Origin of the sequence: Streptomyces sp. NPDC088194, assembly GCF_040702025.1 — a bacterium.
In the GTDB taxonomy this organism is placed as follows: Bacteria; Actinomycetota; Actinomycetes; order Streptomycetales; family Streptomycetaceae; genus Actinacidiphila.
Map to the genome: position 1 here is coordinate 24,335 of NZ_JBFBIV010000005.1, position 17,730 is coordinate 42,064.

Annotated in this window: 18 protein-coding genes; 7 read left to right on the forward strand and 11 right to left on the reverse strand. The window is 73.1% G+C overall.

The window, feature by feature from the left end:
• Positions 1-330 precede the first annotated feature (330 nt).
• From AB0399_RS03585 to AB0399_RS03595, 3 genes are all read right to left on the reverse strand, one after another.
• A complete protein-coding gene (locus tag AB0399_RS03585; RefSeq protein ID WP_366410095.1) occupies positions 331-2,073 on the reverse strand; it encodes a DUF2637 domain-containing protein in 1,743 nt (580 codons plus the stop codon).
• A gap of 208 nt (positions 2,074-2,281) precedes the next feature.
• Positions 2,282-3,025: a DUF3558 domain-containing protein gene (locus tag AB0399_RS03590; RefSeq protein WP_366410096.1), complete on the reverse strand. Its 744-nt coding sequence runs from the start codon at positions 3,023-3,025 to the stop codon at positions 2,282-2,284.
• Between the two features lie 90 nt (positions 3,026-3,115).
• Positions 3,116-4,036, reverse strand: a complete 921-nt coding sequence (locus tag AB0399_RS03595) for a hypothetical protein (RefSeq protein WP_366410097.1) — start codon at positions 4,034-4,036, stop codon at positions 3,116-3,118.
• Positions 4,037-4,264: 228 nt separating this feature from the next.
• On the opposite strand from AB0399_RS03595, the gene AB0399_RS03600 reads away from it, so the two are divergent.
• Both AB0399_RS03600 and AB0399_RS03605 read left to right on the forward strand, forming a co-directional pair.
• Positions 4,265-5,458 (forward strand): RtcB family protein, encoded by a 1,194-nt coding sequence (locus AB0399_RS03600; protein WP_366410098.1) that lies wholly within the window; start codon positions 4,265-4,267, stop codon positions 5,456-5,458.
• A gap of 187 nt (positions 5,459-5,645) precedes the next feature.
• Positions 5,646-6,062: a DUF3592 domain-containing protein gene (locus AB0399_RS03605; RefSeq protein WP_366410099.1), complete on the forward strand. Its 417-nt coding sequence runs from the start codon at positions 5,646-5,648 to the stop codon at positions 6,060-6,062.
• A gap of 259 nt (positions 6,063-6,321) precedes the next feature.
• On the opposite strand, the gene AB0399_RS03610 is transcribed toward AB0399_RS03605, so the two are convergent.
• From AB0399_RS03610 to AB0399_RS03630, 5 genes are all read right to left on the reverse strand, one after another.
• Positions 6,322-7,086, reverse strand: a complete 765-nt coding sequence (locus AB0399_RS03610; RefSeq protein WP_329366024.1) for an SDR family oxidoreductase — start codon at positions 7,084-7,086, stop codon at positions 6,322-6,324.
• A gap of 159 nt (positions 7,087-7,245) precedes the next feature.
• On the reverse strand, positions 7,246-7,770 hold the full coding sequence (locus AB0399_RS03615) for a hypothetical protein (protein ID WP_366410100.1): 525 nt from the start codon (positions 7,768-7,770) through the stop codon (positions 7,246-7,248).
• Positions 7,771-7,861: 91 nt separating this feature from the next.
• Positions 7,862-8,722 carry a bifunctional 5,10-methylenetetrahydrofolate dehydrogenase/5,10-methenyltetrahydrofolate cyclohydrolase gene (locus AB0399_RS03620; RefSeq protein WP_329366020.1) on the reverse strand — a complete coding sequence of 287 codons (861 nt, stop codon included), beginning with the start codon at positions 8,720-8,722 and terminating at the stop codon, positions 7,862-7,864.
• Complete coding sequence (locus tag AB0399_RS03625; protein WP_366410101.1) at positions 8,719-9,339, reverse strand: cyclodeaminase/cyclohydrolase family protein; 621 nt, start codon at positions 9,337-9,339, stop codon at positions 8,719-8,721. Before AB0399_RS03625 ends, AB0399_RS03620 begins: the two co-directional genes overlap by 4 nt.
• 168 nt (positions 9,340-9,507) lie before the next feature.
• Positions 9,508-9,825, reverse strand: coding sequence for a DUF1330 domain-containing protein (locus tag AB0399_RS03630; protein ID WP_328467754.1), 318 nt, complete (start codon positions 9,823-9,825; stop codon positions 9,508-9,510).
• 441 nt (positions 9,826-10,266) lie between these two features.
• On the opposite strand from AB0399_RS03630, the gene AB0399_RS03635 reads away from it, so the two are divergent.
• The gene (locus tag AB0399_RS03635) at positions 10,267-12,393 is read left to right on the forward strand and encodes a glycosyl hydrolase family 28-related protein (RefSeq protein WP_366410102.1); all 2,127 of its coding nucleotides are present in this window, start codon (positions 10,267-10,269) and stop codon (positions 12,391-12,393) included.
• 97 nt (positions 12,394-12,490) lie between these two features.
• Here the strand turns inward: AB0399_RS03635 and AB0399_RS03640 are convergent, their stop codons facing one another.
• Positions 12,491-12,796, reverse strand: a complete 306-nt coding sequence (locus AB0399_RS03640) for a hypothetical protein (RefSeq protein ID WP_329366013.1) — start codon at positions 12,794-12,796, stop codon at positions 12,491-12,493.
• Between the two features lie 257 nt (positions 12,797-13,053).
• Here AB0399_RS03640 and AB0399_RS03645 point away from each other — a divergent pair, with 257 nt between their 5' ends.
• Complete coding sequence (locus tag AB0399_RS03645; RefSeq protein WP_366410103.1) at positions 13,054-13,752, forward strand: TetR family transcriptional regulator; 699 nt, start codon at positions 13,054-13,056, stop codon at positions 13,750-13,752.
• 33 nt (positions 13,753-13,785) lie between these two features.
• Here AB0399_RS03645 and AB0399_RS03650 read toward each other — a convergent pair whose 3' ends face one another.
• Positions 13,786-14,214: an SRPBCC family protein gene (locus tag AB0399_RS03650; protein ID WP_329366011.1), complete on the reverse strand. Its 429-nt coding sequence runs from the start codon at positions 14,212-14,214 to the stop codon at positions 13,786-13,788.
• An 88-nt stretch (positions 14,215-14,302) separates the two neighbouring features.
• Here AB0399_RS03650 and AB0399_RS03655 point away from each other — a divergent pair, with 88 nt between their 5' ends.
• A complete protein-coding gene (locus AB0399_RS03655; RefSeq protein ID WP_366410104.1) occupies positions 14,303-14,848 on the forward strand; it encodes a TetR/AcrR family transcriptional regulator in 546 nt (181 codons plus the stop codon).
• 160 nt (positions 14,849-15,008) lie between these two features.
• On the opposite strand, the gene AB0399_RS03660 is transcribed toward AB0399_RS03655, so the two are convergent.
• Positions 15,009-15,620, reverse strand: a complete 612-nt coding sequence (locus AB0399_RS03660) for a hypothetical protein (RefSeq protein WP_329366007.1) — start codon at positions 15,618-15,620, stop codon at positions 15,009-15,011.
• Between the two features lie 106 nt (positions 15,621-15,726).
• Between AB0399_RS03660 and hemL the strand changes: the two genes are divergently transcribed.
• Both hemL and AB0399_RS03670 read left to right on the forward strand, forming a co-directional pair.
• Complete coding sequence (hemL, locus tag AB0399_RS03665) at positions 15,727-17,034, forward strand: glutamate-1-semialdehyde 2,1-aminomutase (RefSeq protein ID WP_366410105.1); 1,308 nt, start codon at positions 15,727-15,729, stop codon at positions 17,032-17,034.
• Positions 17,031-17,708 (forward strand): histidine phosphatase family protein, encoded by a 678-nt coding sequence (locus AB0399_RS03670; RefSeq protein ID WP_329366003.1) that lies wholly within the window; start codon positions 17,031-17,033, stop codon positions 17,706-17,708. Before hemL ends, AB0399_RS03670 begins: the two co-directional genes overlap by 4 nt.
• Positions 17,709-17,730 lie beyond the last annotated feature (22 nt).

Consider the following 17,730-nt stretch of genomic DNA (forward strand, 5'->3'; position numbering starts at 1 on the left):
ACAAGTGCCGGGGGTGCCGGCCGGTGGGGGACCTGGCGTGGTCCCCGCCGGCCGGCGCCTGCCGGGATGACGTGACGGGCTGTCGAGTCCGCTTCCGGCGTCCACGGTCGGCGGCGCTCGGGGCGGGGGCCGGCCCGTCGGCCGCTATCGGGGTGCCCGCGATCCGCGAGGCGCGGCGCCGTACGCCCGGTGGCCTGGCCGGGTGTGTCAACTGCGGTCGCCGATCGACGCGTTGGCGTTCGACGCGCGCCGGCCGCGGGGGCTGGAGGGAAGCCGGCCGCCCGGGCGGCGTCCTTGCCCCGGACTCGTGGGGCGGCACGCCCCGGGGGGCTACGGGATGTACTCGGTCTCCGCCTCGGACGTGTAGCGGTAGCGCAACTCGCGGTGCGCGGCGATGAGTTCGCGCAGCTCGGGCGCGTTGCCGCCGTATGCCTCCTCCAGCAGCCGGGCGAGCTGGCGGGCGTTGGGGAAGGTGCCATGCTCCCGCACGTATTGGCGGTAGGCGGCGAAGTAGGCGTCCTCGACCGGCACATCGTCGGGCAGGCGCAGGGTGCCGGAGGGGTAGGTCGCGAGATCGGCCTCCGGCTCCGGTTCGGCCGCCGGCTCGGGCGCCGGGGCGGCGGTCCGCTGCTCGGCCGGGCCGGGTTCATCGGAGCGCTGCCCGGGGAGGGAGACGCCGTTCGCCTCACCCGAACCGTTGACCGGGTTGCCGCCGTTGCCGCTGCTCATGCCGTTGACCGCGTCGCCGTCCGTGCCCACGCTGCCCAACGGGCGGGTGCGGTTGGGCCCGGCGGGCACCATCACCTGGGGCTGCGGCTGCTGGTGGGCCGGGCCCTGCCCCGGGAACTCCTCGCCGGGGAAGTCCTGCCCCGGCACCTGCTGGCCCGGCACCTGCTGCGGCATCTCCTGCGGCGCGTACGCCTGCTGCGGATCGGCGTATCCGGCCGGGCCGTAGGGGTAGGGGTACGGATGTCCCTGGGCCTGGGCGGCCTGCTGCGCGGCGAACCAGGGGCTGTCGTGCGGCGCGCCCTGCCAGTCCTGCTGGTAGGCCTGCTCCTGGAGTTGGCGTTCGTACATCTGCCGCTCGTACTCCTGCGCCTGGGCCAGTGCCAGGTCGAAGTCCTGGTCCAGCTCGCTCGCGGGGCCGGCCGGCCGCACGGGCCGTGCCGCCACGGCCGCCACCTGGTCGCCGCTGCGCTCGCCCGCCTGCTCGCCAGTGGCCTGCCCGGCGGCCGGCTCGGCAGTCTGCCCGGTGGCCGGCTCGCCCGTGGCCGGAGCGCTCGCCCCTGACGCGGCCGCCGTCAACTGCTTGGCCGCGGGCTGGAGTTCGATGCCCGCCGCCTCCAGGCCCGCGTCCGCGGTCTCGGACAGCGGTACGCCGTAGCGGGCCAGCCGCAGCGGCATGATGGCCTCGATCGGGGCCCTGCGCCGCCACGCGACGCCGTAGCGGGCGCGCAGCCGGGCGCGGTAGACCAGCCGGTCCTGCTCGCGCCGGATGACCTCTTCGTAGGAGCGCAGCTCCCACAGCTTCATCCGCCGCCACAGCCGGAAGGTCGGCACCGGGGCGAGCAGCCAGCGGGTCAGCCGCACGCCCTCCATGTGCTTGTCGGCGGTGATGTCGGCGATCCGGCCGATCGCGTGCCGGGCGGCCTCGACCGCCACCACGAACAGCACCGGGATGATCGCGTGCATGCCGACGCCGAGCGGGTCGGGCCAGGCCGCGGCGCCGTTGAAGGCGATGGTGGCCGCGGTGAGCAGCCAGGCGGTCTGCCGCAGCAGCGGGAAAGGGATGCGCAGCCACGTCAGCAGCAGGTCGAGCGAGAGCAGCACCACGATGCCGGCGTCCACGCCGATCGGGAAGACGTTCGCGAACCAGCCGAAGCCCTTGTGCAGGGCGAGCGTGCGCACAGCGGCGTACGAACCGGCGAAACCGATTCCGGCGATCACCACGGCACCGGAGACGACGATACCTATCAGTATCCGGTGAGTCCGGGTCAAACGTATCGCGGCCACCCGCGACCCTCCTGCTGGTCGGCACCTGTCCCGTGAACTGGCCGACCCAGACTGCCACATGCGGGTGGCGTCGGGAGGATCGGTTGACGCCGGAGTCGACTCGCGGTCGGACAAACGTACGGATACGGGGCCCATGAGGCCGAGTTGTTACGCGCTGCGGAGGGCGGCGGGCCGAGGCGGGCCGCGGCGGGGCTGCGGCAGCGTCGCCGCGGCGGCGTCGGAGGGGAGACGGAAGCGGAGGGGAGACGGAAGCGGCGTGGAAGCGGCGTTACGCGTTGGCCGCCGCGACCGAGGCGACCACGTCCTTCGCGGCGCGCTGGGCGTCGCTGTTCACGGTCTTCGCGCTCGGGTTCTTCTTGCCCTCCAGGCCGGCGCCGTCGTACTCCACGATCAGGACGACGTTGCCGGTGCGGACCACCACCGAGTCGTTCTGCGACTTGACCTTCGAGACGATCGTCCAGCCGCTGATCGAGCGGGCCTCGTCGCCGAGCCCGGTCACGCCGGTGGCGGAGGTGCCCGCGGTCTTCTCCACCGCGGAGACCTCGTCGGTGAACCGCTTGTGCGCCTGGAGGTCGGCCGCGCCCAGCTCGGGGGAGGAGTCGTAGCGCTCCAGAGTGACCGAGAGCCAGCGGTACTGGAAGCCGTCCTTGCCGTTGCCGGTCCACGAGCAGCCGCTGCGGGAGTTGCCGGTGTCTGCGGTGTCCGTCGCGGTGCCGCCGCTGTGCTTGGCCTTCGGGACCAGCTTGCTGATCGTGTCCTTGGTGATCGTCTTGCAGGACGACGGCAGCGTCTTGAAGCGCGCGGGCGCGATCGGGGGTGTGGTGGTGGCGCTCGGGGTCGGCGCGGCCGAGCCGTTCTTCCCTCCGGAGCCGGAACTCGCGGTGGAGCCGGAGGCGGAGTGGGACGAGCCGCCGGAGCCCGAGGAGCAGCCGGCCACCAGCAGGGCGGGCACGGTCGCGCAGGCGAGCAGCACGGCCAGGCGGCGCTTGGAGGGGCGTCGACGTCGTTCCATGGTCTCGGGTTCCTTCGGCAGCGGAGGCGGTCGGCCGGTTCGGCCCACCACCCTAAGGGGTCGCGGTGGACCCCTGGCCCGCGCGCCGGTTCAGCCCTCGACCTTGTGCTGGAGGTCGCTCGCCACCTTCTCGGCGCCCTTCTGCAGGTCAGCGCTCTTCGGTGGCTGTGCGTCGGTGGGCGACGACTGCGTGTAGGTGACGGTCGCCAGGACGTTCGCGGTGCGGAAAACCAGCGTCACCGTGCGGCTCGAGCCCTTTCCGGGCTTCTTCGCCACGTCGTTGATGAATGCGGCGTTTCCCACACCGGACAGCAGCCGCGGGGCGAGATCGGGGCTGCCCGTGTTCGCGTCGTTCGCCGCGTTCGACCCGATTGCGTCGTTCGAGGAGCCGGTCGAGGACGGAGTGCCCGAGCCGGACGAGGAGTTGCCGCCCGCGCCGCTGGTCGCGCTGCTGCCGCTGGTGCCCGCGCTCCCGGTCGACGACGAGGTGGTCGGGGTTGTCGGGCTCGTGGTCGACGGCGAGCCGCCGGGCGGGGTCGACGGGATCGACGCCGCCTGGGCCCGCTTGTCGAAGTCCGACGACGCCTGCGCCTCATCGCTGACCGACGGGTCGTACGACACCACCCGGACCAGGCTCAGGCTCAGCGAGCGGGAGGTGCCGTCGGCCGCCTTCACCTTCCACGAGCAGCCCACCAGCCGGTCGGTGTCGTACGTCAGGGACTCCGCGCCCGAGTAGTCCTGCAGACCCGGCACCAGCTTCTTCAGCGAGTCCGTGTCCACGGACGTGCAGGGCTGCGGCAGCGTGCGGTACTTGCCCGGGGGAGCGGACGAGACGCTGCCGCCCGTGACCGGCCCGGTCTTCCCGTCGCCGTCCGCGCCGTCCGACGAGCCGGAGCCGGTGCACGCGCCCAGGGTGGCGACCGCGACCGCGGTCAGCACGGCCCCGGCGGCGAGCGGCAGCCTTCGTGTCGACGGCAACGTGGACCGCACCGGCCGGACCCCTTTCGTCATTCCTCGCGGGTAATTCCTTGGCGCATACGAGCGAGCCTTGGACACAATGTCTATCGCACCCGGGACCGAAACCGCCCGTCGGGGCGGTGCGCCGGACGGCCCGCGCAAGCCCGCCGGTACGACCCGATCGTCACGCCGTACGCGCCCCCACGGGCTGTGCGGAGCGTGTCCTCGCTCCCTTTCTTCGTATTGTCGCTCAATTATCCGTACCGCCATCGGGGGGAATCCATGTCGTACACCGAGCTGCCGGGCGTCCGCGTACCGATCCGGATGTGGGCCGACCCCGCGTCCGTCGAACAGGGCGCCATGCAGCAGCTGCGCAATGTCTCCTCGCTGCCCTGGATCAAGGGCCTCGCGGTCATGCCCGACGTCCACTACGGCAAGGGCGCGACCGTCGGCTCGGTCATCGCGATGCACGGCGCGGTCTGCCCGGCCGCGGTCGGTGTCGACATCGGCTGCGGGATGAGCGCGGTCAGGACCTCGCTGCGGGCGGGCGACCTCCCCGGCGACCTCTCCCGGCTGCGCACCAAGATCGAGCAGGCCATCCCGGTCGGCCGCGGCCTGCACGCCGACCCGGTCGACCCGGGCGCGATCCACGGGTTCCGTACCGCGGGCTGGTCCGACTTCTGGACCCGTTTCGACGGCCTCGCCGACGACGTGAAGTTCCGCGCGGAACGCGCCGCCCAGCAGATGGGCACGCTGGGTGGCGGGAATCACTACATCGAAGTCTCGCTCGATGCCGACGAAGCGCTCTGGCTGACCCTGCATTCCGGTTCCCGGAACATCGGCAAGGAACTCGCCGAGCACCACATCGGGATCGCCCAGGGCCTGTCCCACAACAAGGGCCTGGTCGACCGTGACCTCGCGGTCTTCGTCGCCGACACCCCGCAGATGGCCGCCTACCGCAGCGACCTCTACTGGGCGCAGGAGTACGCGAAGTGGAACCGGGCCGTGATGATGACCCTGCTCCGCGAGGTCGTCCGCAAGGAGTTCAAGAAGGCCAAGCCGGTCTTCGAGCCCGAGATCTCCTGCCACCACAACTACGTCGCCGAGGAGCGTTACGACGGCATGGACCTGCTCGTCACCCGCAAGGGCGCGATCCGCGCGGGCAGCGGCGAGTACGGCATCATCCCCGGCTCCATGGGCACCGCGACGTACATCGTGCGCGGCCTCGGCAACACGGCGGCGTTCAACTCCGCGTCCCACGGCGCCGGCCGCCGGATGAGCCGCGGCGCGGCCAAGAAGCGCTTCACCACCCGCGACCTGGCGGAGCAGACCCGCGGCGTCGAGTGCCGCAAGGACTCCGGCGTCGTGGACGAGATCCCCAGCGCCTACAAGCCGATCGAGCAGGTGATGGACCAGCAGCGCGACCTGGTCGAGGTGGTGGCGAAGCTCAAGCAGGTCGTCTGCGTCAAGGGCTGAGCCGGGCGGGAGCGAGCCGAGGCCCGCGCCCGGCTGGTGCGCCCGGGTGCCGGGCCGGTGCACGCCGGCCCGGCCTGCGGCGAGTTCAGAGCTTTCCTTGAGGTGGGGCGGGGGTGGGGGTGGGTACTGTCCCGGGCACAGGGGCCGGGGTGTGGGGCCCACGGGGGAAACGCGAGGGGGACGCGGTATGGACGCGATGTTCTATGGGGTGCCCGCGCTGATCGGGCTGGTGGCGCTGGCGGTGGCGATCGGGAGCGTGCGGCGGGCGCTGGAGTTGCGGGCGGCGTGGCGCAGCGGGCTGACCGCCGAGGGGCGGTGCCTGCGGGCGTACACCACGCACAGCGAGGACAGCACCACCCACCACCACGTGTACGCCTTCACCACGGGGGACGGGCGCGAGGTCCGGTTCGAGGAGCGGAACGGGCCGACGACCCGGGTGGCGGGCGACCACGTCACCGTGCACTACACGGCGGCGCGGCCGGAGAAGGCGACGGCGGCCGCGCCGGGGGGCGTGAAGAACGCGGCGGGCGCGGTCGCGGTGGTGGCGTTCTGCGGGGTGATGATCGCGTTCTGCGCGGTGTTCGCGATCACGGTGCCCACGTAGGCCGTGTTTTGGAAGTAGCGCCGTCCGCCCAAAGGGCGGGGCCCGTGGCGTCTGGTGCTCCCCCACAGCCTGCGGCGTGGGAGGTGCCCCCAGATCGCAAGGCGGAGGGTTGTCCTCGTAGTGGGCCTACTCGGACCAGCCCGACAACGAAGCGAGCGTGCGTGCCAGGCGCCACGGGATGGGGGCACCTCCCCCGCCGAAGGCAGGGGGGGGGAGGGACTTCCAAAACACGGCCTAGCCGCGGCCGGAGCCGCGCGGCTCACTGCTCCCGGTGGACCTTGGTGTTGCTGGCCTGGGCGCGCGGTCGCAGCACCAGGAGGTCGACGTTGACGTGGGAGGGGCGGGTGACGGCCCAGGCGACGGTGTCCGCGACGTCGTCGGCGGTGAGGGGTTCGGCCACGCCGGCGTAGACGGCCTCGGCGCGGGCGGCGTCGCCGTGGAAGCGGGTGAGTGCGAACTCCTCGGTCCTGACCATGCCGGGGGCGATCTCGATCACCCGCACCGGCTTGCCGTTGAGCTCCAGGCGCAGCGTCTCGGCGATGACGTGGGCACCGTGCTTCGCCGCCACGTAACCGCCACCGCCTTCGTACGTGCCCAGGCCCGCGGTCGAGGAGAGCACCACGACGGTGCCGTCACCGGAGCCGGTCAGCGCGGGCAGCAGGGCCTGGGTGACGTTGAGCACGCCGAGCACGTTGACCTCGTACATGGTGCGCCACTCGGCGGGGTCGGCGGTGGCGACCGGGTCGGTGCCGAGCGCGCCGCCCGCGTTGTTCACCAGGACGTGCAGCGGGGGCAGGGCGTCCAGGGAGGCGGCGAAGGCGTCGACGGCGGCGCGGTCGGTGACGTCGAGGGCGTGCACGGAGGCGCTGCGGCCTTCGGCGGTCAACTCCTTGGCGAGCGCGTCCAGTCGGTCGGTGCGGCGGGCGGCGAGTGCGACGTGGTAGCCGGCCTCGGCGAGCCTGCGGGCGGTCGCGGCGCCGATGCCGCTGCTCGCACCGGTGACCACTGCGGTACGGGAACTCATGTCGGGCTGCCTTTCGGACGGTCCTGCTGCTGAGGCCGGTTGAGCCGGTCGAACCGGGTCGAGTCGGTCGAACCGGGTCGAGCCGCTTGACGGGCTCCGGACGCGCCGGACGGCTCGGCTCCTACCTGTTCAGCATAGGTGCGGCCGTACCGCCGGCGCTCAGGAGTCCGCGTTCAGCGCCCGCAGCATGATCTTCTGGTCGAAGGCGAGCAGGGCGACCGTCGTCGCGCACATCAGCAGTGCGAAGGCGACGTGCGCGGCCGGCGAGGTCGCCTCGACGCCGACCAGGCCGAGCACGAAGTGGACGCCGACGCGCAGCGCGATCAGGCCGACGGCGAGCTTGCGGGTCTTCCTGCCGCGCAGGATCGCCTTCGCCATCTTCAGCCGGCCGCGCAGCACGGTCCTGGCCAGCACCACGTTCACCGCGACCGCGACCACGATGACGATCCAGCCGTGCGGGTCGCTCTTGACGATGTCGTACGAGGCGCCGATCAGGCCCTCGAAGGCGAAGAACCAGACCGGGACGGGCTGGTAGCCACCGGTGGCGGTGCCGGTCTTGGCGTCGGCACCGCCCTTCGCGCCGGTGCCGGTGCCCGTGCCGATGCCGGTGCCGGTGCCGGCGGGGGCGCCGCTCCGCGGGGACGGCCAGGTCGTGGTCTGCGTGACTGCCTCGGTGGTTGCCATGGACTCAGCTTCGCGTCCGCGGGGGTGCCGGCGGCAGAGCCGGACGTCCGGGGTCGGCGATGACATCTGTCATGTCCGGCCCCGCCGTTCGTCACCCCTCGGCCGCCCGGCGGGCGGCGAGTACGGTGTGCCGCAGCAGCAGCGCCGTGGTGATCGGGCCGACCCCGCCGGGCACCGGCGACACCGCGGCCGCCACCGTCGCGGCCGACGCGTCCACGTCGCCGGCCAGCCCGCCCTCCGGCGTCGGGTTGGTGCCGACGTCGACCACGACCGCGCCCTGGCGCAGGTGTTCCGCGGTGATCAGCCCGATCCGGCCGGCCGCCGCGACCACGATGTCCGCCTGCCGGGTGACCGCCGGCAGGTCGGCGGTGCGGGAGTGGGCGACGGTCACCGTGGCGTCCCGGTCCAGCAGCAGGTGCGCCAGCGGCTTGCCGACCACCGTGGAGCGGCCGACGACGGTGACCGTACGACCGGAGAGCGGGACGTCGTGGAAGTCCAGGAGCTGGACGACGGCTTCGGCGGTGGCGGGGGCGAAGGCGGGGAGTCCGGCGGCGAGCCGGCCCAGGCTCAGCGGGTTCGCGCCGTCGACGTCCTTGGCCGGGTCGAGGGCGGCGGCCAGTTCCGCGGCGACCGCGCCCTTGGGCAGCGGGGTCTGGAGGATGACGCCGTGCACGGACCGGTCCGCGCTCAGCCGCTCCAACTCCTCCCGGATGAGCGCGGGTTGGCTGTCGGCGGGCAGCGTCACGAGGTCGCAGGCCAGCCCGGCCTTCTCGGCGGCGCGGGCGATGGAGCGTACGTACCAGGCGGTCGACTCGTCCTCGGTGGCGACCACCACGGCCAGCCGGGGCCGGTTCCCGCCGGCGGCCGACTCGGCGGCGGCAAGGGCGACTTCGGCCCGGATCTCGGCGGCGCGCGGGCGGCCGTCCAGGGCCACCGAAGGCGTGGCGGTCATCGGGTGATCTCCTTGCGTACGGCCTCGGTCACGGCGTGGGCGCGGGCGGCGAGCCGGTCCACGCCCCCGATGGCGGTGGTGAGTTCGGCCCGTACCGCCTCGTCCTTGATGCCGCCGAGGTTGATCTCGACGTTCACCCGGGCGGTGGTGGCCGCGGCGCGCGCGGCCTCGGTGGCGGCGGCGATGTCGGTCACGACGTTCGGGTTGCCGAACGGCAGCAGTTCCTCGGCGAGTTCGACCACCCGGGCGGCGACGGCGATCACGTCGGCCGGCGGCCGGGCAGCACCCGCGAGCGCGCCGGCGATGGCCAGCGAACGGGCCGCCTTCTGCTCGGCCTCGGCCCGCGGCAGCTTGTACGCGTCGGTGACGGCGGTGAAGGCCCGCGCGTCCTCCTGTGCCAACTCCAGCGCCCGCAGCCGCAGTTCGTCGGCCGCCGCGGTGATCGCGGCGACCTGCGCGGCATGTGCGGCGTACTTCTCGCCGGTGGTGTAGCGGGCCACCATCGCCAGCAGAGCCGCGCCCTGGGCCGCGTGCAGGGCCGCCGCCGCCCCGCCGCCGGGTGCCGGTTCGCGGGCGGCGAGCCGATCCAGATAGCCGCCGATCGTCTGGTCCTGCATACGGGCTCCCACCTCGCGCCTGGCCACTGCCGTCGTCGCCCCGACCCTATCGCCGGGGACCGCAGGAGACCGCCGGGGACCTCCGGGGAGCGCCGCGGACGGGCGCGTTCGCGGGTGTGGTCACGGGCGCGTTCGCCGGCGCGTCCACGGCCGTGGTCAACGGCACGCTCAGTGCTGCGAGGAGGCCCGGTAGCCGTCGGCCACCCCGGCGGTGAAGACGATGTCGGAGTCGGTGTGGTCGGTGCGGTAACGCGCTATCTCGCGGTACGCGGGGGAGGCGTACCAGTCCCGCGCCGCCGCCAGGTCGGGGAACTCGATCACGATCAGGTGGCCGGGCCAGGTGCCCTCCACCACGTCCAGCACCGAGTCGTGGACGAGGAAGCGGCCGCCGAAGGGGTCGAGGGTGTCGGAGATCCGGTCGAGGTAGAGGCCGATCTCGGGGTGCGGGGTGACGCTGCGCATGTGGGCGACGGCGTAGGCGGTCATGTGGGGCTCCTCGGGTCGTCCGGTCCTGCCGGGCCGGGGCGGTCGCCCCGGCCGGTGCTCCGGTACGGCAGACGCTACGGAGGGCCGGCGCCGGCGGAATCCGTCACGCTTAGGTAGTCGCGCCCGGTGCGCGGCCCCCGCCGTCCCGCCGCACCCGCACCCGCACCCGCCGGGCCCGTACGCCACCGCCTTCCGCACCCACCGGCCCCGTACGCCCCGCGCACCGCTCGCGCCTCCCCGCGTCGCCCCGGCGGTCCCATCAGCCCCGCTCGCCCCGCCCGTACGGCCGCAAGTACTCTCGATCGTTCCGCAAGAACCCGACGGACAGGCGTAGTTGTTCGCCAAAGACACGAAATACCTGTGCAGGAATCTTGTGGTGGCGGATCGGGCCGCCCTACTGTCACCTCACCGTTTCGCCCCCTCAAGAGAAACGAGCTAGCGATGTCACGGAGCATCACCGGTGCGGTGGCAAGTGGGCCCGGCAGATCCCGACGAAGAGCGGCGGCCGCCTTCGCCGCGGTGACCGCGGCCGCGGTCGGCCTCGGTGTGCTGGCCGGCGCACCCGCGTACGCGGGCGGCGTCGCCCACGGCGGGGGGCCGGGCGCGGGCCAGGCCGCGGCCGTCACCCGCGCCGCCCTCGACCCCTCGCTCGTCACGGGCCGGGGCGCCGACCTCGGGTTCGCCGAGCAGGAGGCCGAGGACGCCGCCACCGACGGCACGGTGATCGGCCCGGGCACGGCCGCGTACACCCTGCCCGCCGAGGCGTCCGGCCGCAGTGCGGTGACGCTGAAGCCGGGCCAGTACGTCGAGTTCACGCTGCCGAGCGCGGCCAACGCGATCAGCGTCCGCTACAGCATTCCGGACGCGCCGGCCGGCGGCGGCATCACCTCGCCGCTGGACGTCTCGCTGGCGGCGAAGAGCGGCGGCGGTGTCCAGGGCCGCAAGACGATGACGCTCACCTCGCAGTACGCCTGGCTCTACAACCAGTACCCGTTCTCCAACGACCCCGCCGCGGACCTGCTCTACCCCGACCAGTGGATCACCGAGTGCGCGTGCGTGCCGGACCAGACCACGCCGACGCCGACGGTCGCCAAGCCGTTCCGCCCCAACCACTTCTACGACGAGCAGCGGCTGCTGCTCGGCCGCACCTACCAGGCGGGGGAGAAGGTCCGGCTCACGGTGCCGAAGGGCGCCGCGACCACCACGGTCGACCTGATGGACTCGCAGCTGGTGGCCGCGCCGAAGATCGACCTGCTGGCGGCGAACGTGCTGGCCTTCGGCGCCGACCCGACCGGCCGCCGGGACTCCGCGGACGCCATCGACAAGGCGATCGCCTTCGCCAGGCGGGCGCACCTGAAGGTCTACATCCCGCCGGGCACCTTCCAGGTCAACCGGCACATCGTGGTGGACCACGTCACGATCGAGGGCGCCGGCAACTGGTACACCGTCATCAAGGGCCACCAGGTCACGCTGAGCAAGCCCGCTCCTGGGGGCACCTCCCAGCCCGCAGGGCCTGGGGGAGGGTCGCTCCACACCGGCGTCGGCTTCTACGGCAAGGACGCGGCGGACGGCGGCAGCAGCGACGTGCACCTGTCCGGCTTCGCCATCGAGGGCGACGTCCGGGACCGGGTGGACACCGACCAGGTCAACGGGATCGGCGGCGCGCTCAGCGACTCCACCATCTCCGGCCTGTACATCCAGCACACCAAGGCCGGCATGTGGTTCGACGGCCCGATGCACGACCTGACGATCACCGGCAACGAGATCGTGGACCAGACCGCGGACGGCATCAACTTCCACACCGGCGTGACCGATTCGGTGGTGCGGAACAACGTCGTCCGCAACACCGGTGACGACGGGCTGGCGATGTGGTCGGACAAGGTCGAGGACGCGAACGACACCTTCGACCACAACACCGTCCAGACGCCGGTGCTCGCCAACGGCATCGCGATCTACGGCGGCACCGACAACACCGTCTCCGGCAACCTGGTCGCCGACCCGATCCGCGAGGGCAGCGGCATCCAGGTCGGCTCCCGGTTCGGCGCCGAGGCGTTCACCGGCCACCTGTGGATCACCGGCAACACCACGGTGCGGGCGGGCACTTACGACCTGAACTGGAACATCGGGCTCGGCGCGATCTGGTTCTACGCGCTGGAGAAGAACATCAGCGCCGACATCGAGGTGACCGGGGACGACTTCCTCGACAACACCTACAACGCGATCATGCTGGTGAGCGACTTCCCGGTGAAGGACCTCTACTCGATCACCAACGTGCACTTCAAGGACATCAAGGTGGACGGCACCGGCACGTCGGTGCTGAGCGCGCGGGTCGCCGGCGGCGCCACGTTCCAGAACGTGGACGCCCGCAACGTGGGCGCGGTCGGCGTCAACAACTGCGGTTCGCTCAACTTCCCGCCCAGCGGCTCGGAGTTCACGCTCACCGACCTCGGCGGCAACGACGGCGGGGGCACCACCGGGGACTGGCTCGCCCCGTGGGAACTGCCCAACACGATCACCTGCGACGACCGTCCCGCGGTGGTGCCGCCGCCGGCCCCCTCGGCATGGTGACGCGCTGAGCGCACGCCTTCGGTGAACCGCGGCCGCCCGGCCCTCCCCCCGGGCGGCCGCGGTCGTGTGGGCCCGGCGGCCGATTGCCGGGGCGCGCCTACGGGTTGGGGCGGCCGGACCTGGTGTTCACCCAGGCCGGGCCGCCCGCCGCGTGGAAGACGGCCATCGGCAGCGCCCCGAGCGCGGCCGCGACGCAGGCGGCGCCGGGGTGGTCGCCGGGGCGGGCCCAGTACAGGCTCAGCCCGGCGACCACGAAGAGCGCCCAGCCCCCGATCGCGTTCGGCACCGGCCCGTTGCCCGTCACGCTCGGGTACGGGCGGCCGGTGATGCCGCTGACGAAGTGCGGCAGCGCGTTCGCGGCCATCAACCCGGCGAACGCGCTGAGCAGGACGGTCTGGGTCATGGCGGTGCTCCTGGAGTCGAGGACGGGCGGGCAGGGGCGGGTGCGGGTGCCGACGCCGGTGCCGGACCGCGGCCGGGGTACGGGCCCGGCCGCGGCGCATGGGGGCGCAACACGGCGCAACGCGGTACGGAATGGCGTGAAACGGTGTGTCGCGGCACGCCTCGGCCGCACGACGCGGCACGTTTCGTGCAACGCGTGTTGACTCAAATGACGGTAGCGGTCGCCGGCCCTTCGGTCAACGCGTGTAGGCTGAATCTGTGACGCCCCCGGATAAGCCGCCGACCGCCTCCGGCTCGGCCTCCACCTCCCCCTCCGACTCGGCCTCCGGCCCGGCCCGGACGACCACGCGGGCCGAGCGGCGGCGTGCCACCGAGGCCCGTATCCTCGCCGCCGCGCGCCGGCTGTTCGCCGAGGTCGGGTACGAGCGGGCCACCGTGCGGGCCATCGCCGCCGCGGCGTACACCGATCCGAGCCTGGTCACGCGCTACTTCGGTTCCAAGGAGGCGCTCTTCCAGCAGGTCGCGCGGATGGCGCCGGACGATGTCTCCGCCGACACGATCGAGGGGATCGCCGAGCAACTGCTGGCCGCGCTCGCCGACAAGCTGTCGGACGAGCCGACCGACGTGATGGCGGTGCTGCGGTCGATGTTCACCCGTCCCGAGGCGGTGGTGGAGGCCCGCGAGGCGATGCTGGAGCAGCAGCGGCGCACCGCCGAGCGGATCGACGGGGAGGCACCCGACCTGCGGGCGGGGCTGGTCGGCGCGATCACGATCGGCTCGGTCATCGGGCGGCACCTGCTCGGGCTCGACGGGTTGCGGGACGCCTCGCCGGAGCAGGTCGTCGCGATGCTGCGGCCGGCCTTCCACGAACTGCTCGGCGTCCCGAACCCCCCGAGCGCCCCGAACCCCCCGAGCTCTCCGGCCGCCCCGAACTCCCCGGCCGCCCCGCCCGGTTAGCCGAAGGACCCTCGCCCGGTTCCGGGGCGCGGCTCACTCCGGGGCGCGCTCCGCGCCGGCCTTCAGGGAGGCGGCCTCGGTGTCGACCATGCGGCGGATCGTGGCGGCGCCGAGGCGGCCGAGGAGGGCGCCGGCCGGGCCTTCCATGGCGAAGGTGAGGACGACCTCGCAGCGGTCCGCGCCGTCGGGGCGGACGACGTGGTCGGCCCACTGCCGGACGCCGCCGGCGCTGCGGCTCCAGCGGAAGCGGCGGCCGGGCTCGACGGTGTCGACGGTGTACGTGGTGGGGCGGCGGCCCGGTTGGGTGAGGGTGACCGGCGTGCCGACGGCGAGTTCGGCCGCGCCGTGGACCTCGGCCGCGGTGACCGTGGGGGTCCACCGCGGCCAGCCGCCGAGGTCGGCCAGCAGCGCCCACACCGTCCGCGCCGACGCGTCCACCCGCATGTGCGTCTCGTACCGCATGCCCGCCTCCCGGGGTCCGGCTGTCTTGACCATTTGGTCAAGTCGCTCGCCCCCACCCTAGCCCTTGCGGTCACGTAGGGTGAGGGATGTGAGCGCGAAGGACGAGTTGACCGGCGCCGTGCTCGATCACCTGCTGAGCGACGCCGGCCGGGAGGGGCTCGACGGGAGCCTGCGCTCGCTCGCCGGGGCGATCGGGGTCGGCCACTCGCTGCTGCTGTACCACTTCGGTTCGCGCGAGGGCCTGCTGGTCGCGGTGCACGAGGCGTGCGAGCGGCGCGAGCGGGCGCACCTCGCGGCCTTCGGCGCCGAGGACGCCGATCCGGCTACGACGATGCGCCGGATGTGGCGGCACCTCGCCGAACCCCGGATGTGGCCGCTGTACCGCGTCGGGTTCGCGCTGCGGGCCCGCCGGCCCGGCGTGGACGAGACCCGCGAGCCGTGGATCGACGAACTGCTGCCGCTGGTAAGGGCGGTGGGCGTCCCCGCCGGCCGGGCCCGGGCCGAGGCGCTGCTGTGGCTGGCCACCAGCCGCGGCCTGCTGTGGGAACTCACCACGGGCGCCGACCCGTTGGAGGTCGAGGCCGCGGCCGAGGCGTTCTTCGCGCACTACGCGACGGCGGCGCGCGAGCGCTGATCCGGGGCCTGCGCCCGCCGACTGCGCCGCCGACTCGCCTGCCCCGGAAGGGTGTTGTGCGTGTCCAGGCCGTTGCGGTGATCCGCCAGCGGCAAACCGGGCGAAGGGGGCGAAGCACGCCGCCGGACGAAGGGGCCGGGACGGGCCCCAGGGGGAGGAGCTACGGCCAGACCAGGCAGTAGAGCTGGTGGCCGGACTCCTCGCAGCGGCGGGCGAAATCCTGCCATTCGTGCAGCATCTGGTAGATCACGAACGCGTCGCGCGGGCCGCGCCGGTCGGGCACCGTGGACCAGATGAAGGCGGCGGCGCCCAACGACTCCTCGTTGGCGGTGCGCAGCGGGTCGACCACGGACGCCGGCAGCCGGACCACGGCGTAATCCGGGTGCAGGACGACGAGTTCGAGCGGCGGGACCTTCGACGGAGGTATGCCCTCGATGCCGGTGAGCACCATCGCTGCCATCGTCTCCGGCTTGACCTTGGTGTACATGCCCTGGCCGAGTTCGTCCCCCCCGAGTTCCTCCGGGCGCATGGAGATCGGGACGCGGGCCGCCGTGGCCCCGTCGGGCGCGCCGAAGTACTTGTAGGTCACCCCCACTCGGCCACCCCTGCTCCTGCCCTCTGCGGTCGGTCGCTGTTCCGGGCGGTCGGCCCCGGAGTCGTTGTTCTCCTGCGGTACGCGATCGGCGGGCCGGCGTCGCCGGCCGGTGGGACGGGGGTTTTCGGGCTCGCGATCGCCCGGCACGTCGCCCGGTTCACCACCGCGCTGCTGCATTCCACTACCCGACCATCCGTCGACCCAACCATGCAACCCGATCATCGTCTCAGATACGAGGTCGAGACGTTGCGGCGCAACGCCCGTCGTTTGAGAGCATGTGCCTGTGAGCTATCCGTACGAAGCACCAGTGTCCCAGGAACTCTTCGACCGCGCGGCGGCCGTGACCCCAGGTGGCGTGAACTCCCCGGTGCGGGCGTTCCGCGCGGTGGGCGGCACGCCGCGGTTCATGGTCTCCGGTGCGGGCCCGTACCTGACCGACGCCGACGGGCGCGAGTACGTCGACCTCGTCTGCTCGTGGGGACCGATGATTCTCGGCCACGCGCACCCGGAGGTGATCGCGGCCGTGCAGGCGGCGGTGGTCGGGGGCACCTCCTTCGGTACGCCCACCGAGGGCGAGGTCGCGCTCGCCGAGGCGATGGTGGCGCGGGTCGAACCGCTGGACCAGGTGCGCCTGGTGTCGTCGGGCACCGAGGCCACGATGTCGGCGATCCGGCTGGCCCGCGGCTTCACCGGCCGCGCGAAGGTGGTGAAGTTCGCCGGCTGCTACCACGGTCATGTGGACGCGCTGCTGGCCGCCGCCGGTTCCGGGGTGGCCACCTTCGGGTTGCCGGACACCCCCGGGGTGACCGGCGCGCAGGCCGGCGACACCATCGTGCTGCCGTACAACGACATCGAGGCCGTACGGGCCGCGTTCGCCGCGCACCCGGGAGAGATCGCCTGCGTCATCACCGAGGCGTCGCCGGGCAACATGGGCGTCGTGCCGCCGCGGGACGGCTTCAACGCGCGGCTCAAGGAACTGTGCACGGCCGAGGGCGCCCTCTACATCTCCGACGAGGTGATGACCGGCTTCCGGGTCAGCTCGGCCGGCTGGTACGGCATCGACGGGGTGCGCCCGGACCTGCTGACCTTCGGCAAGGTGATGGGCGGCGGCTTCCCGACCGCGGCCTTCGGCGGGCGCGCCGACGTGATGGCCGCGCTCGCCCCGGCCGGGCCGGTCTACCAGGCCGGCACGCTCTCCGGTAACCCGGTCGCCACCGCCGCCGGGCTGGCCCAACTCCGCCTGCTGGACGCGGCCGCGTACGCTCGGCTCGACGCGGTCTCCGCGCAGATCCGCGAACTGGTGAGCGCCGCGCTGGACAAGGAGGGCGTCGCGCACCGGGTGCAGACCGCGGGCAGCATGTTCTCCGTCTTCTTCACCGACGCCGAGGTACGGGACTTCGACGACGCGAAGAAGCAGGAGGCGTACCGTTTCACCGCTTTCTTCCACGCGATGCTGGCGCAGGGCGTCTACCTGCCGCCGTCCGCGTTCGAGTCCTGGTTCGTGTCGACCGCACACGACGAGCAGGCGGTGCAGCGGATCGCCGCGGCGCTGCCCGCCGCCGCACGTGCCGCAGCGGAGGCCCACGCATGAGTGCCGATCCCACCGAGCTGACCGTCGTGCACCTGATGCGCCACGGCGAGGTGCACAACCCCGAGGGGGTGCTGTACGGGCGGCGGCCCGGCTACCACCTCTCCGAACTCGGCCGGCAGATGGCCGACCGGGTCGCCGGGCACCTGTCGGGGCGTGACATCCGCCACGTCGTCGCGTCCCCGCTGGAGCGGGCGCAGGAGACCGCGGCGCCGATCGCGAAGGCGTTCTCGCTGGACATCGCGACCGACCCGCGGCTGATCGAGGCGGCGAACATCTTCGAGGGCAAGACCTTCGGGGTCGGCGACGGCGCGCTGAGCCGGCCGGCGAACTGGAAGTACCTCACCAATCCGTTCCGGCCGAGCTGGGGGGAGCCGTACGTCGACCAGGTGGTGCGGATGATGGCGGCGCTGGGCGCGGCGCGGGACGCCGCGCGCGGGCACGAGGCGGTGTGCGTCAGCCACCAGTTGCCGATCTGGATCGTCCGGTCCTACGCGGAGCGGCGCAGGTTGTGGCACGACCCGCGGAAGCGGCAGTGCACGCTGGCGAGCGTGACCAGCTTCACGTTCCAGGGCGACGAGATCATCTCCGTCGGCTACAGCGAGCCGGCGATCGACCTGGTCCCGGCGAGGTTGCGGGCGGGCGCGAAGCCGGTACGGGGCTCGGTGGGCGCGTAGGCGCGTAGCCGGCAGGCGGGTA

What these genes read in the sequence shown, in the direction of transcription:
- AB0399_RS03605 (WP_366410099.1), top strand. Translation starts at nt 5,646, where the DNA reads ATGGACGCGATGTTCTATGGGGTGCCCGCGCTGATCGGGCTGGTGGCG.
- AB0399_RS03650 (WP_329366011.1), bottom strand. Translation starts at nt 14,214, where the DNA reads ATGCGGTACGAGACGCACATGCGGGTGGACGCGTCGGCGCGGACGGTG.
- AB0399_RS03630 (WP_328467754.1), bottom strand. Translation starts at nt 9,825, where the DNA reads ATGACCGCCTACGCCGTCGCCCACATGCGCAGCGTCACCCCGCACCCC.
- AB0399_RS03615 (WP_366410100.1), bottom strand. Translation starts at nt 7,770, where the DNA reads ATGGCAACCACCGAGGCAGTCACGCAGACCACGACCTGGCCGTCCCCG.
- AB0399_RS03640 (WP_329366013.1), bottom strand. Translation starts at nt 12,796, where the DNA reads ATGACCCAGACCGTCCTGCTCAGCGCGTTCGCCGGGTTGATGGCCGCG.
- AB0399_RS03585 (WP_366410095.1), bottom strand. Translation starts at nt 2,073, where the DNA reads ATGTGGCAGTCTGGGTCGGCCAGTTCACGGGACAGGTGCCGACCAGCA.
- AB0399_RS03625 (WP_366410101.1), bottom strand. Translation starts at nt 9,339, where the DNA reads ATGCAGGACCAGACGATCGGCGGCTATCTGGATCGGCTCGCCGCCCGC.
- AB0399_RS03620 (WP_329366020.1), bottom strand. Translation starts at nt 8,722, where the DNA reads ATGACCGCCACGCCTTCGGTGGCCCTGGACGGCCGCCCGCGCGCCGCC.
- AB0399_RS03610 (WP_329366024.1), bottom strand. Translation starts at nt 7,086, where the DNA reads ATGAGTTCCCGTACCGCAGTGGTCACCGGTGCGAGCAGCGGCATCGGC.
- AB0399_RS03595 (WP_366410097.1), bottom strand. Translation starts at nt 4,036, where the DNA reads ATGACGAAAGGGGTCCGGCCGGTGCGGTCCACGTTGCCGTCGACACGA.
- AB0399_RS03635 (WP_366410102.1), top strand. Translation starts at nt 10,267, where the DNA reads ATGTCACGGAGCATCACCGGTGCGGTGGCAAGTGGGCCCGGCAGATCC.
- AB0399_RS03600 (WP_366410098.1), top strand. Translation starts at nt 4,265, where the DNA reads ATGTCGTACACCGAGCTGCCGGGCGTCCGCGTACCGATCCGGATGTGG.
- AB0399_RS03590 (WP_366410096.1), bottom strand. Translation starts at nt 3,025, where the DNA reads ATGGAACGACGTCGACGCCCCTCCAAGCGCCGCCTGGCCGTGCTGCTC.
- AB0399_RS03660 (WP_329366007.1), bottom strand. Translation starts at nt 15,620, where the DNA reads ATGCAGCAGCGCGGTGGTGAACCGGGCGACGTGCCGGGCGATCGCGAG.
- AB0399_RS03670 (WP_329366003.1), top strand. Translation starts at nt 17,031, where the DNA reads ATGAGTGCCGATCCCACCGAGCTGACCGTCGTGCACCTGATGCGCCAC.